This is a genomic window from Burkholderia sp. A2, assembly GCF_001729305.1.
In the GTDB taxonomy this organism is placed as follows: domain Bacteria; phylum Pseudomonadota; class Gammaproteobacteria; order Burkholderiales; family Burkholderiaceae; genus Burkholderia; species Burkholderia sola.
The window spans coordinates 15,112-28,950 of sequence record NZ_LZXX01000099.1 but is presented as its reverse complement, the minus strand read 5'-3'; the positions used below and the strand labels follow the sequence as shown (position 1 = coordinate 28,950).

Below are 13,839 nucleotides of genomic sequence, written 5' to 3'. Positions count from 1 at the left end.
GGCCCCCGCGTCCGGAGCGGTCTTACCGGGCGGCTATAATCGCGGGACTGTTTTCCGGTATGCCTATGCAATCCACGACTCCTACGTCCCCGCCTCCCGCCCCGGAGCCGAAGAAGCGGCCCTGGTGGCAAAAAGTCCTGCTCGGCTTCGCCGCGATGTGCGTGGCCCTCGTCGTGGCCGGCGGCCTCGTGCTCGGCTACGCGCTCGTCGTGGCCTGGCCGAACATGCCGTCGCTCGATGCGTTGACCGACTACCGGCCGAAGGTGCCGCTGCGCATCTACACGTCCGATCACGTGCTGATCGGCGAATTCGGCGAGGAACGTCGCGACGTCGTCCATTTCAAGGACGTGCCCGACTCGCTGAAGAAGGCGATCCTCGCGATCGAGGACGCGCGCTTCTACGATCACGGCGGCGTGGACCTCACCGGCATCATCCGCGCCGGCTTCGTCGCGCTGACGAACGGCCACGCGTCGCAGGGCGCGAGCACGATCACGATGCAGGTCGCGCGCAACTTCTTCCTGTCGAGCGAGAAGACCTACACGCGCAAGATCTACGAGATGCTGCTCGCGTACCGGATCGAGCGCGCGCTGACGAAGGATCAGATTCTCGAGGTCTACATGAATCAGATCTATCTCGGCCAGCGCGCGTACGGCTTCGCGAGCGCCGCGCGGGTCTATTTCGGCAAGGACCTGAAGGACATCACGCTCGCGGAAGCCGCGATGCTCGCGGGGCTGCCGAAGGCGCCATCCGCGTACAACCCGGTCGTCAACCCGAAGCGCGCGAAAGTGCGCCAGGAATATATCCTGCAGCGGATGCTCGAGCTGAACTTCATCACGCGCGAACAGTACGACGAAGCTTCCGCTCAGCCGCTCGTCGTCAAGGGTCCGGGGCGCGATTTCAGCGTGCACGCGGAATACGTCGCCGAAATGGTCAGACAGATGATGTACGCGCAGTATCGCGAGGAAACCTACACGCGCGGCTTCAACGTCGTCACGACGATCGATTCCGCGGACCAGCAGGTTGCGTACACCGCGCTGCGCAAGGGCATCATGGATTACGAGCGCCGCCACGGCTACCGCGGGCCGGAAGGCTTCATCGAGCTGCCGGCCGGCGCCGACGACCGTGAACAGGCGATCGACGACGCGCTGCTCGAGCACCCCGACAACGGCGAGCTGATCGCCGCGGTCGTGACGGCCGCAAGCCCGCGCCAGATCACGGTGGCATTCATCGACGGCAGCACCGCGACGATCGAGGGCGACAACCTGCGCTTCGCGTCGGGCGCGCTGTCCGCCAACGCGCAGCCGAACCGCCGCATCCGCCCGGGCGCGATCGTCCGCGTCGTGAAGAACGACGCCGGCAAATGGTCGATCACGCAGTTGCCGCAGGTCGAAGGCGCGTTCCTGTCGATCGTCCCGCAGGACGGCGCGATCCGCTCGCTCGTCGGCGGCTTCGACTACAACAAGAACAAGTTCAACCACGTCACGCAGGCGTGGCGGCAGCCGGGCTCGTCGTTCAAGCCGTTCATCTACTCGGCGTCGCTCGACAAGGGCCTCGGGCCGGCCACCGTGATCAACGACGGCCCGCTGTATTTCAGCGCCGCGGAAACGGGCGGCCAGCCGTGGGAGCCGAAGAACTACGGCGGCGGCTTCGAGGGCCCGATGTCGATGCGCACTGCGCTGCAGCGCTCGCGCAACCTCGTGTCGATCCGGATCCTGAACCACATCGGCACGAAATACGCGCAGCAATACATCACGCGCTTCGGTTTCGACGCCGAGCGCCATCCGGCCTACCTGCCGATGGCACTCGGCGCCGGCCAGGTCACGCCGCTGCAAATGGCCGGCGCGTACTCGGTCTTCGCGAACGGCGGCTACCGCGTCAATCCGTACCTGATCGCCGAAGTCACCGATCCGAACGGCGCGATCGTCGCGCGCGCGCAGCCGCTCGTCGCCGAGCAGAACGCGCCGCGCGCGATCGACGCGCGCAACGCCTACGTGATGAACAGCCTGCTGCAGAGCGTCGCGCAGCGCGGCACGGGCGCGCGGACCAACGTGCTGAAACGCACGGACCTCGCGGGCAAGACCGGCACGACGAACGACTCGCACGACGCCTGGTTCGCCGGCTACCAGCACACGCTCGCCGCGATCGCGTGGATCGGCTATGACAATCCGCGCAGCCTCGGCGATCGCGAAACGGGCGGCGGCCTGTCGCTGCCGGTCTGGATCGACTACATGGGTGCGGCGCTGAAGGGCGTGCCGGAGTTCAAGCCGACGGTGCCGGACGGCGTCGAATCGCTCGGCGGCGAGCTGTACTTCACCGAGTTCACGCCGGGGCACGGCTTCGTGTCGACGGTCGGCGTGCCGCAGGCGCCGGCCGCGCAGAACGTCGACGAGGCCGTGCCGCACGTCGACGAGCAGGAAAAGCAGGACATCATGAACCTGTTCCAGGGCCACTGACCCGCGGCCCGACCATGAAAAAAGCGCCCCGCGGGGCGCTTTTTCTTTGGGCACGACGTTCGGGGGCCGGTGCCCCGGCCGTCACGCGCCGAACGTGATCGGCAGGCCGGCCTGCTGGGTCGCGTATTCGGTGAGCGCCGAGAAGAACTCGGTGCCCGTGCGCGTATCGCGCCATTCGCCGTCGATGAAACGGTAGTGGAATCCGCCGGCCTTCGCGGCGATCCACACCTCCTTCATCGGCGGCTGCAGATTGACGATGATCTTCGAGCCGTTCTCGAATGTCAGCGTGAGCACGCTGCCGTTGCGCTCCAGATCGATGTCGTGATCGCCGTCGTTCGCGACGTCCACGGTACGCTCGACGGCCGCCAGCACGGCCTCGGCACGGGCCAGGTATTCAGTATCGGACATGCTAAACTCTATCGGTTAAATTGTTCAGGGACGATCATGCGAGTCGTTTTCCGGATGAGCGCGATTGTAGCGGCTTTGGCGATTCTTGCCGGCTGCGGTCAAAGCGGCGCGCTCTATCTGCCCACCGTGCCCCCGATGCCCAAGCCGATCCAGCAGCAGAACACGCCGCCGTCGGACGTGAAACCGACCGACGAAAACGCGTCGTCCGACGAGACGCCCGACACGTCCGGCTCGCCGCTCACGCTGTCGCCCGAGCTGTCGAGCAGCGCATCGACCATGCCCGCCCCGGCATCGGGCCCGGCCGCCACGAAGTAACGACGCGATGCCGCCCGCGCGGCGCTCGCAACGAGGCGATGACTTCCCGGTCATCGCCTTTTGTTTTTCCGGGCCGCCGCGTCACGCGCGCACGCGCCGCCATCCCCACGCCACCAGCCGCCAGCCGAGCAGCACGGCGACGATGGCCGCGTAGAGCTTCGGCTGCGCGAGATTGTGCTTGCCGGCCCGCATCCACCAGAAGTGCAGCACGCCGAACAGCGCGATCGCGTAGATCGCGCTGTGCAGCGTCGCCCAGTGGCGCCCCAGCCGGCGCACCATCGCACGCGGCGACGTCGCGGCGAGCGGAATCAGCAGCACGAACGCCGCGAAGCCGACCGTGATGAACGGGCGCTTGCCGACGTCCTTCAGGATCGCCACGACGTCGAACCACTTGTCGAACCACAGGTAGGTCGTGAAGTGCAGCGTCGCGTAAAAGAACGCGAACAGCCCGATCATCCGGCGAAAGCGCAGCAGCGGCGCGAAGCCCGTGATGCGCCTGAGCGGCGTGACGGCAAGCGTGACGCACAGCAGGACGAGCGTCCACAAGCCCGTCGAGCGCGTGATGAACTCGATCGGGTTCGCGCCCAGCCGGTCGGTCAGCCCGAACAGCACGAGGCGCGCGAGCGGATAGAGGCCGGCCGCGAACGCCAGCACCTTGGCCGGTGCGAGCCAGCGCGGCGCGGCGGGACGGATCGCACCGGTGCGCGCGGTGCGTGCGGCCGACCGGCCACCCGCGGCGCGCTCGGAAGTGAGCGTCGAAGGACGCATGTCGTTTCTCACCGTCACGCTCAGAAATTCTTCTTCAGGTCCATCCCCTGATACATCGATGCGACCAGATCGCCGTAGCCGTTGAACATCAGCGTCTTGCGCTTCGGCGTGAAGAAGCCGTCCTCGCCGATGCGCCGCTCGGTCGCCTGGCTCCAGCGCGGATGATCGACGTTCGGGTTCACGTTCGAATAAAAGCCGTACTCGTTCGCGGCGTACGTGTTCCAGCTCGTCTTCGGCTGCTTGTCGACGAAGCGGATCTTCACGAGCGACTTCGCGCTCTTGAAGCCGTACTTCCACGGCACGACGATCCGCACCGGCGCGCCGTTCTGGTTCGGCAGCACCTGCCCGTAGACGCCCATCGTCAGCAGCGTCAAGGGATTCATCGCCTCGTCCATACGCAGCCCTTCCGAATACGGCCAGTCGAGCACGGGTTTCGACAGGCCGGGCATCTGCGACGGATCGGCCAGCGTGACGAACTGCACGTATTTCGCGTTGCCGGTCGGCTGGACACGCTTGATCAGTTCGGACAGCGGCACGCCGATCCACGGGATCACCATCGACCAGCCCTCGACGCAGCGCAGCCGGTACACGCGCTCCTCGAGCGGCGCGAGCTTCAGCAACTCGTCGAGATCGAACACCTTCGGGTGCTGCACCTCACCTTCGACGCTCACCCGCCACGGGCGCGGCCGCAGCGTGCCGGCGTTCTGCGCCGGGTCGCTCTTGTCGGTGCCGAATTCGTAGAAGTTGTTGTAGGACGTGATGTCCTTGAACGGCGTCACCTTGTCGATGGCGACGAACTTCGGGTTCGTTTTTGCCGCGAGCTTCGCCGCCCGCGCGTCGGGCGACGCATACGCGGCGAGCGCCGCGCCGCTGGTGCCGAACAGGCCGCCCGCGGCCGCGAGGCCGGCCGCCTGCAAGACGCGCCGCCGGTTCTCGAACACAGCGCGCGGGGTGATCTCGCTCGGCGCGATATCCGCGCCGGTCAGTACGTCACGCAAAGGGCGTTTGATCCACATCGTGCAGTTCCTCCCGCATGCGCGGCGCGCATGCTTCATCAACGTTCGACCGGGCCCGTCACGCGCCGTTCGACGCCCGGTTCGCCCGCCGCGTTACAAAAGAAAACCGCCGGGCACGCAGTGCACCGGCGGTTCGATAGTCGGACGAGCGGCGGAAACCTTACAGTTTGCCGTAGCTGTGCAGCCCGGACAGGAACATGTTGACGCCGAGGAACGCGAACGTCGTGACCAGCAGGCCGGTGAGCGCCCACCACGCGGCCACCGCGCCGCGCAGGCCCTTCATCAACCGCATGTGCAGCCACGCCGCGTAGTTCAGCCATACGATCAGCGCCCAGGTTTCCTTCGGGTCCCAGCTCCAGTAGCCGCCCCACGCTTCGGCCGCCCACAGCGCGCCGAGGATCGTCGCGATCGTGAAGAACGCGAAACCGACCGCGATCGACTTGTACATCACGTCGTCGAGCACTTCGAGCGTCGGCAGGCGATCCGCGAGGATCCCGCGCTCCTTCATCAGGTATGCGACCGACACCATCGCCGACAGCGCGAAACTGCCGTAGCCGATGAAGTTCGCCGGCACGTGGATCTTCATCCACCAGCTTTGCAGTGCCGGCACGAGCGGCTGGATCTGCTGCGCATCGCGCGCGACCGAGTACCACATCAGGAAGCCCACCGCCGCGCTGATGACCAGCAGCACGAATGCGCCGAGCGAACGCGTGCCGTAGTGACCTTCGTAATACAGATAAAGCAGCGCGGTGATCAGGCTGAACAGGACGAACACTTCATAGAGGTTCGACACAGGGATATGCCCGACGTCCGCACCGATCAGGTAGGACTCGTACCAGCGCACCATCAGCCCCGTGAAGCCCATCAGCACGGCGACCCACGTGAGCTTCTGGCCGATCGCGGCGCCCGTTTCGGCGCGCGCGAGCAGGCCGATCCAGTAGAAGATCGTCGCGAGCACGAACAGCGCGCTCATCCACAGAATCGCCGACTGGCTCGACAGGAAGTATTTGAGGAAGAACGCCGAATCGGCGCGCGCGAGATCGCCCTGGTAGATCTGGATCGACAGCAGCGACAGCACGGCGATCGACGCCATCATCAGCCGCGCGGGCTTCCAGCGCCAGCCGAGCGCGACGAGCGCCGGCACGGTGCCGATCATCACCGCCTTGTCGTAGTAATCCATGTGCGCGTTGTAGTGCACGAGCGCATAGCCCGCGCCCGCCACCAACGCCAGGGCGAACAGCCAGTCGAACAGCGACAGGCGCGCGAGGAACGGACGGTCGTCGAACAGCGGCGACGATGCCGGCGCCGTACGGGAAGAGGAAACTTGCGTGAGATCCATGATGTTACCGGGTGGAATTCTCGGAATCGGAACCGCCGCCGGCAGGCGGGCGGGCCGTCGAAGCCGCACCGGCCGGTGCGGCGTCGCGAGGCGCGGCGTGCAAGGCGGCGCCGGCCGCATCGCGCGTCTGCACGAATTCTTTCTCGAAATCGAAGGTCTTGCGGGCCGTGGACATTGCCATCACCACCTCGACGCCAGAACCGGCGTCCTTCAGCCAGAACCAGAGCCGCCGCTCGCGCACATAGAACATCGAGAAGATGCCGGCGACCAGCAGCAGGCTGCCAAGATACACCAGATTCTTGCCGGGCGCGCGCGTCAGCTGAAATACCGAAGCTTGCACCTGCTTGAAGGAGTCAAGCTGCAAATAGACCGGCGATCCATACAAGAAGCTGTCGGATAGTGCATTGATCGCGTTCTGCACGAAGCGGATCGTGTCGGTGCCCTGCTGCGCGGCCGGCTCGCCGGCACGCTCGCGCGCGATCTGCCACACCTCCCACATCGAACCCTCGAGCATCCGCAACAGCAGGCTCGCGGCCTTCTCCTGCTCGCCCTTCGGCACCGAGCGGTCGATGAACGTCGCCACCGCCTGGAAGCCGCCAATCGGCTGGCCGTCCGCGCCGCGTCCGACGCTGTCGTCGCTCGCTGCGAAAAGGGTCAGCACCTTCGACGCACTGTCCTGCAGGCGGCCGCGCAACGACGCGTCGCCCGGCAGCGAGCGCTGCGCGAAGCGCGCGGCGGCCTCGGTGCGCACGGCCGGATCCTCGAGCGCGGCGCGCAGGCGCATCCATTCGCCGATCGAATCCTGGCTGTCGGCCGGGATCCGCATGTAGCGGAACGGGTCGTTCGGGCTCGCGCGCACGCCGGCGAGGAACACGCGCTCGCCGTTCATGTCGACGGGCAGCATGTAGTTGTTGAATTCGCGCGCCTGACCGTCCTTGCCGCGGATCTTGTATTGCACCGACGGCCCGATGTTGTGGAGCTGCGTCGGCTTCGACGTCTTCGCGCCCGAGCCGAGCCGCTCGTCAAACACTTCCTTCAGCGAGCTGGTGGTCGCGACGCCGCGCACGTCCGGCTTGCCTTTCGCGTCGGCCATGTTCTCGACGTTGATCGCGCGGAAATCGGAGAATTCGATCGTGTCGCCGTCCGCGCCCGGGACCTGCAGCGGCGCCGAGCTGCCGATCGTACCCTTCACCGGGACGGTCGCCGCGTGGCTGCCCGTCATCGGATAGGCCGTCATCTGCATCTGCGAGCCGCCGTCCTGGAAGCTCGACTGGTAGATCGACACGCCCTTGTAGGTGAACGGCTTGTTGACCTCGACGCGCGCCGTGATCTTCCGGCCGGTCTCGCGATCGATCACGACGATGTCGCTCGCGAACAGCTTCGGCATGCCCGTCGTGTAGTAATCGACGATGAATTTGTCGAGCTGGATCGAGAACGGCAGATCCTGGATCAGCGAGCCGCTCGGCTGGTTCAGGATCGCGGTCGACACGAACTGGCCTTCCGGCACCCACGCATAGCCGCGGAACGTCGGGTTCGACGCGGACAGGCGATGGTCGGGCGAGATCTCGCTGATCGTCGCGCTCGTGTTGACCGGGCTCTTGCCGAACATCAGCATCTGGAATTTGATCGGCAGGTTGCTGTCGAGCAGGCCGCCGATACAGATCACGACGATCGCGAGGTGTGCGGAGATGTAGCCCCACTTGGTCATCGCGCCGCGCTTCGCGGAGATCAGCGTCGCGCCGTCGGTTTCACGCACGACGTGCTTGTACCCGGCCTTCGTGACGAACGTGGCGAGCGTCGCCGCGACGCTCGCGCGCGTGCCGGACGCCGTGTATTCGGCCTTGTGGTGGAATGCGCGCAGGCTGCCTTCGCGAACCTTGTCCTTCCAGCTCTTCGCATCGGCGAGCATCTTCGGCGCATTGCGGATCACGCACAGCGAGATCGACACGACGAGGAAGATCAGGATCAGCATGAACCACCATGCGCTGTACACGTTGTACAGGCCGAGCGAGCGGAAGATGTCCGCCCAGAACGGCCCGAACTGGTTCACGTAGTTCGGATACGGATCGTCCTGGGTCAGGACCGTGCCGATGATGCTCGCGATCGACAGCACCACCAGCAGCGCGATCGCGAAGCGCATCGAGCTGAGCAGCTCGACCGCACGTTTCGACGCACCCTGACCCGACTTCGACTGCAACCCCGACGTGGTAACGCTCATTCAAACTCCGACTAAGGGGAAACAGCCCCCACGCTCACTATGTTCGCTCGGGGAGCGCAGCTCCCCATCGCCTGCAAGCCGCGCCATCGCGGCTCGGCCCGGCGAGTGCCGACAAAAAAGAAGGGCGAGGCAACCGCGACGGCGCGGCGCCCCACCCTTTTCTTGTTCTGACTCCGGCCGCCCTTCGGGCGCCCGGTCATTCCATTCGCGGCTGACCGCTCAACGCAGGCCCGCGATGTAATCCGCGACGGCCTTGATTTCGGTATCCGACAGCCGCGACGCGATCTGATGCATCGCCTCGTTGTTGTTGCGCGCGCCGGCACCCTGCTGGAACGCGGTCAACTGCGCGACCGTGTAATCGGCCCATTGCCCCGACAGACGCGGGTACTGGACCGGGATTCCCTGCCCCGTCGGCCCGTGGCAGCTCGCGCAGGCGGGAACGCCCTTTTCCGCGATGCCGCCGCGATAGATCTTCTGGCCGACCGGTACCGTCGCCGCATTGCGTGCGGTACCGAGCTTCGTCGTCTGCGACCCGTAGTACGCGGCGACGTTGCGCATGTCGTCCGCGCTCAACGCGCTCGCGAATCCGACCATCACCGCGTTGTTACGCACCGGCCCCTTCGCGCCCGGCTGCGTCTTGAAGTCGTTCAACTGCTTGACCAGATATTCGGGATGCTGGCCGGCGAGCTTCGGGAAACTGCCCGACGCGCTGTTGCCGTCGGCGCCGTGACACGACGCGCAGACCTGCCCGGCAATCGCCTTGCCGCGGTCGAGATCCGGCTTGGCCGCATCTGCCGCGTTTGCCTCCGCTACGAAACCTACGAACCCTGCTGCAACCTGAAGCACCATCAGAGACTTGCACAGTCGATTCATTCGCACACCCTGTTTCGTCTTGTGGGAATTTGAGGTTCTGCAAAAAACGACGGCGTTCAGTCTACCGCAGAAGCCACATAAAAGCGCGAGGCAGGCGCCCGGTGGCCTTCGGCAAAACCGCCGTATTGTACAATATCGTGCTGAAAGCTCCCGCGCCTATCGGGGCTACCCCGCCTCCACCAAGCGGCTCGCGCCGCCCGTCCTTCCGGTTCCCATGGCCTTTCTGCTCCATCAAGCCCGCTTCTACACGACCGTCAACCATCTGCGCGACCTGCCGCCGACGGTCCAGCCGGAAATCGCGTTCGCGGGCCGCTCGAATGCCGGCAAGTCGACGGCGATCAACGTGCTGTGCAACCAGAAGCGGCTGGCCTTCGCGTCGAAGACGCCCGGCCGCACGCAGCATATCAACTACTTCTCCGTCGGCCCGGCCGCCGAGCCCGTCGCGAACCTCGTCGACCTGCCCGGCTACGGCTATGCGGAAGTGCCCGGCGCCGCGAAGGCGCACTGGGAAATGCTGCTGTCGTCCTATCTCGCGACGCGCTCGCAGCTCTGCGGCCTGATCCTGATGATGGATTCGCGCCGTCCGCTGACCGAGCTCGATCGGCGCATGATCGAGTGGTTCGCGCCGACCGGCAAGCCGATCCACACGCTGCTGACCAAGTGCGACAAATTGACGCGCCAGGAAAGCATCAACGCGCTGCGCAACACGCAGAAGGGGCTCGACGCGTATCGCGACCAGGGCGTGAAGGGCAAGCTCACGGTCCAGCTGTTCTCGGCGCTGAAGCGCACGGGGCTCGACGAGGCCCATGAATTGATCGAGAGCTGGCTGCGGCCGTCCGTCGCCGACGAAAAAAGCGAGCCTGTAGCACAATGAGCGGGCAACGCGCGGCTGGGATCGGCCGTGCGCACCTGACGGCGTCTGCGGATTCGGCCGGCTCATAAAAAAACCCGCCGTTGAACGGCGGGTCAAACAGCCTAATCGAAAAACGACAGGCACCCGCTCAGGGAGGAGAAGCGGGGAGCTGCACGCAACGCGTGCCGCTCGATCGCTATCATATACCAACGATCTCGAAAATGACCTAAGGGTTCCGTAAGGTCCTTCTTGCCCTGATTTCTGCCAAATCGCCATGAGCTTCCATCCGCTTCACCGTCCGCGCCGGATGCGCCGCGACGACTTCTCCCGCCGCCTGATGCGCGAAAACCGCCTGACCACCGACGACCTGATTTACCCGGTGTTCGTCGTCGAAGGCACCAACCAACGCCAGCCCATCCCGTCGATGCCGGGCGTCGAGCGCGTGTCCGTCGATCTGCTGATGCACGTCGCCGAGCAATGCGTCGAACTGGGCGTGCCCGTGCTGTCGCTGTTCCCGGCCATCGAGCCGTCGCTGAAGACGCCCGACGGCCGCGAGGCGGCCAATCCGGAAGGCCTGATCCCGCGCGCGGTGCGAGAGCTGAAGAAGCACTTCCCCGAACTGGGCGTGCTGACCGACGTCGCGCTCGATCCGTACACGAGCCACGGTCAGGACGGCGTGCTCGACGAGAGCGGCTACGTGATCAACGACGAAACGATCGAGATCCTGGTCGACCAGGCGCGGGCGCAGGCGGAAGCCGGCGTCGACATCGTCGCGCCGTCGGACATGATGGACGGCCGCATCGGCGCGATCCGCGAGATGCTGGAAAGCGACGGCCATATCCATACGCGGATCATGGCCTATTCGGCGAAGTTCGCATCGGCGTTCTACGGCCCGTTCCGCGATGCGGTCGGTTCGGCCTCCAACCTGGGCAAGGGCAACAAGATGACCTACCAGATGGATCCGGCGAACAGCGACGAAGCGCTGCGCGAAGTGCGCCTCGACATCGACGAAGGGGCAGACATGGTGATGGTCAAGCCCGGCATGCCGTATCTCGACATCGTGCGCCGCGTGAAGGACGAGTTCCGCTTCCCGACCTACGTGTACCAGGTGAGCGGCGAATACGCGATGCTGAAGGCGGCCGCGATGAACGGCTGGCTCGACCACGACAAGGTCGTGCTCGAATCGCTGCTCGCGTTCAAGCGCGCGGGTGCCGACGGCGTGCTCACGTACTTCGCGCTCGATGCCGCGCGCCTGCTGAAAGCGCAGCGCTGATCGCGCGCCGGCAGGCGCCAGCAAAAACGGCGGGACACCTCGGTGTTCCGCCGTTTTTTGTTTACCGTCGATCTCGACCGTCAGCCGGCCCGGATCTTCCATTCGCCGGTTCGCCGCAGCCGGCCGCCGTCATACCGTCGGAACGGCCGCCCGATCGAGGCTGCGCAGGAACGTGTCGGCCGCCTGATAGCCGACTACGCGGCCGATCTCGTGGCCGTTGCGATCGAAGAAGATGATGCCCGGCGGCCCGAACAGGTTGAAGCGCTTGAGCAGCGCCTGATCGTCCGGGTTGTTCGCGGTGACGTCCGCGCGCACGAGGTGAAGCTGCGCGAGCCGCGCCTGCACGCGCGCGTCGGTGAACGTCAGATGCTCCATCTCCTTGCAGCTCACGCACCAGTCCGCGTAGAAGTCCAGCATCACCGGCTGGCCCGACGTCTTCAGCAGTGCGTCGAGTTCGCCGCTGGAACGCACCGACGCGAACGCGGGGCCGTCCTGCGCCGCAGCCGTGCCGGCCGTCGCCGCGCCGCCGGACGCCACCGTACGCGCCGCCAGCACGGCCAGCGGTTTGACGGGATCGGTCGAGCCCGCAGCCAGGCCGACGAGCAGCGTCGCGGCCCAGATCGCGAGCGCGGCGCCCACGCCGCGGCCCAGGCGGCGCCAGATCGACGCGGCGCCGGCATTCGGCGTGAACAACCCGAGCGCCGCGGCGGCGATCAGCAGCCACAACGCGGCCAGCACCATCTTCAGCCCGCCCGCCAGCACCGGCCACACGATCCACAGCGCGGCCGCGAGCAGCACGATGCCGAAGAACACCTTCACGCCGTCCATCCACGCGCCAGCACGCGGCAGCACCGTCCCGGCCCCGACGCCGACGACTAGCAGCGGCACGCCGAGCCCCAGCCCCATCGCGAACAGCGCCGCGCCGCCGAGCAACGCATTGCCGGTGTGCGCGATGAAAGCGAGCACCGCGAACAGCGGCGCCGTCATGCACGCGCCGACGACCAGCGCCGACAACGCGCCCATCGCCGCGACCGCGACGAAGTGGCCGCCCTGGCGCGCGCTCGATGCCTCGGCCGCGCCGTTCTGCCAGCGCTCCGGCAATGCGATGTCCTTGCCCGAAATCAGCGACACCGCGAACGCGGTCAGCAGCACGCCGAACGCGCCGAGCACCCACGGGTTCTGCAGCCATGCGCCGAGGCTCTGGCCAACCAGCGCGGCGGCGATGCCGAGTACCGTGTAGACCAGCGCCATGCCGACCACGTAGGTCAGCGACAACGCGAAGCCGCGTGCATGCGTCGCGCGCGTGCCCTGGCCGATGATGATCGCGGACACGATCGGAATCATCGGGTACGAACACGGCAGCAGGCTCAGCACGACACCGGCGACGAAATAGAGCGCGACGATCGTGAAGAAGCCGTGGCCTTCGAGCAGGGACTGCGCGAAATCGGCGCTCGTGACCTTGTCGAGCCAGTTGCCCGCGGCAGCCGTGTCGCCGGGCGGCGAGGCGGCGCCGAGCGCGGCGCCATCGACCTTCATCACGTGCTCGGCCGGCGGATAACAGATCCCTTCGTCCGCACATCCTTGCGACGTCACCGCGAGCTCGAACGGCCCGGCCGCCTGCTTCACCGGCACGTGAACGACGACTTCGTCGCGGTAGGTCTCGACGTCCTTCTGGAACGTCTGGTCGAACTTCACGTGGCCGGCCGGGAATTGCGGCTCGCCGAGCGTGGCCTGGCCGCTTTTCACCGCGAACGCGAACCGCTCGCGGTACATGTAGTAGCCGTTGGCGATCTTGAAGCGGACGTCCACCTGTCCCGGCGATTCGCTCGCGCTGAACTTGAACGCAACCGACGGATCGAGGAAATCGTCGGCCGCGCGCGCGGCGGACAGCCCGCCCAGCACGAGCACGAACGATAACAGGACCGCAAGAAACCGCAGCGCGCGCACGCGTACCGAAGGCGCCATACCGTTAAACATGAAATAGACGTTGAGTTTCGTTGATCACCCATTGGCCATACGCGGGCGATGCCGTCGTCTGCCACGAGACGATTTCGGGCGTCTCGTACGGATGATGCGCGAGAATAAATCGCTCCAGTTCGATTGCCCGAACCGGGCTCGTCTTGAACAGCAACTGGATCTCGTCGGCCGTTTCGACCTTGCCCTGCCAGTGATAGCGCGACTTGATCGTGCCGAGCTCCGACACGCACGCGGCCAGCCGCGTGTCGAGCGCGCCGTCGGCGAGCGTCGCAGCCGTCGCCGCATCGGGGACCGTCGTCAGCATCAGCACCACTATCATCCCGCCTCCTCGCTGGTCTGCCCGCGC

12 protein-coding genes are annotated in these 13,839 nt (G+C 66.2%); 4 read left to right on the top strand and 8 right to left on the bottom strand.

Going from position 1 to position 13,839, the window contains the following annotated elements; translation table 11 throughout:
• Nucleotides 1-59 precede the first annotated feature (59 nt).
• A complete protein-coding gene (locus A9Z05_RS18645; RefSeq protein WP_069619407.1) occupies nucleotides 60-2,453 on the top strand; it encodes a penicillin-binding protein 1A in 2,394 nt (797 codons plus the stop codon).
• A gap of 81 nt (nucleotides 2,454-2,534) precedes the next feature.
• Here the strand turns inward: A9Z05_RS18645 and cyaY are convergent, their stop codons facing one another.
• Nucleotides 2,535-2,861, bottom strand: a complete 327-nt coding sequence (gene cyaY, locus A9Z05_RS18640) for an iron donor protein CyaY (RefSeq protein WP_006477165.1) — start codon at nucleotides 2,859-2,861, stop codon at nucleotides 2,535-2,537.
• 36 nt (nucleotides 2,862-2,897) lie between these two features.
• Here cyaY and A9Z05_RS34910 point away from each other — a divergent pair, with 36 nt between their 5' ends.
• On the top strand, nucleotides 2,898-3,176 hold the full coding sequence (locus tag A9Z05_RS34910) for a lipoprotein (RefSeq protein ID WP_081066463.1): 279 nt from the start codon (nucleotides 2,898-2,900) through the stop codon (nucleotides 3,174-3,176).
• Between the two features lie 81 nt (nucleotides 3,177-3,257).
• Here the strand turns inward: A9Z05_RS34910 and msrQ are convergent, their stop codons facing one another.
• From msrQ to A9Z05_RS18615, 5 genes are all read right to left on the bottom strand, one after another.
• Nucleotides 3,258-3,944 carry a protein-methionine-sulfoxide reductase heme-binding subunit MsrQ gene (gene msrQ, locus A9Z05_RS18635; protein ID WP_069619406.1) on the bottom strand — a complete coding sequence of 229 codons (687 nt, stop codon included), beginning with the start codon at nucleotides 3,942-3,944 and terminating at the stop codon, nucleotides 3,258-3,260.
• Nucleotides 3,945-3,964: 20 nt separating this feature from the next.
• On the bottom strand, nucleotides 3,965-4,960 hold the full coding sequence (msrP, locus tag A9Z05_RS18630; RefSeq protein WP_069619405.1) for a protein-methionine-sulfoxide reductase catalytic subunit MsrP: 996 nt from the start codon (nucleotides 4,958-4,960) through the stop codon (nucleotides 3,965-3,967).
• Nucleotides 4,961-5,120: 160 nt separating this feature from the next.
• Entirely contained in the window at nucleotides 5,121-6,299 is a 1,179-nt protein-coding gene (gene ccsB, locus A9Z05_RS18625; RefSeq protein WP_069619404.1) for a c-type cytochrome biogenesis protein CcsB, read from the bottom strand.
• Between the two features lie 4 nt (nucleotides 6,300-6,303).
• Complete coding sequence (locus tag A9Z05_RS18620; RefSeq protein WP_069619403.1) at nucleotides 6,304-8,517, bottom strand: cytochrome c biogenesis protein ResB; 2,214 nt, start codon at nucleotides 8,515-8,517, stop codon at nucleotides 6,304-6,306.
• Nucleotides 8,518-8,736: 219 nt separating this feature from the next.
• Nucleotides 8,737-9,390, bottom strand: a complete 654-nt coding sequence (locus tag A9Z05_RS18615) for a cytochrome c (protein ID WP_012492295.1) — start codon at nucleotides 9,388-9,390, stop codon at nucleotides 8,737-8,739.
• 214 nt (nucleotides 9,391-9,604) lie between these two features.
• On the opposite strand from A9Z05_RS18615, the gene yihA reads away from it, so the two are divergent.
• Both yihA and hemB read left to right on the top strand, forming a co-directional pair.
• Complete coding sequence (gene yihA / locus A9Z05_RS18610; RefSeq protein ID WP_069619402.1) at nucleotides 9,605-10,264, top strand: ribosome biogenesis GTP-binding protein YihA/YsxC; 660 nt, start codon at nucleotides 9,605-9,607, stop codon at nucleotides 10,262-10,264.
• A 253-nt stretch (nucleotides 10,265-10,517) separates the two neighbouring features.
• Entirely contained in the window at nucleotides 10,518-11,516 is a 999-nt protein-coding gene (gene hemB, locus A9Z05_RS18605) for a porphobilinogen synthase (RefSeq protein WP_069619401.1), read from the top strand.
• A 129-nt stretch (nucleotides 11,517-11,645) separates the two neighbouring features.
• Here the strand turns inward: hemB and dsbD are convergent, their stop codons facing one another.
• Both dsbD and cutA read right to left on the bottom strand, forming a co-directional pair.
• On the bottom strand, nucleotides 11,646-13,493 hold the full coding sequence (gene dsbD, locus A9Z05_RS18600) for a protein-disulfide reductase DsbD (RefSeq protein WP_069619400.1): 1,848 nt from the start codon (nucleotides 13,491-13,493) through the stop codon (nucleotides 11,646-11,648).
• Entirely contained in the window at nucleotides 13,486-13,812 is a 327-nt protein-coding gene (gene cutA, locus A9Z05_RS18595) for a divalent-cation tolerance protein CutA (protein ID WP_069619399.1), read from the bottom strand. The genes dsbD and cutA overlap by 8 nt, the downstream gene beginning before the upstream one ends.
• Nucleotides 13,813-13,839: the final 27 nt, after the last annotated feature.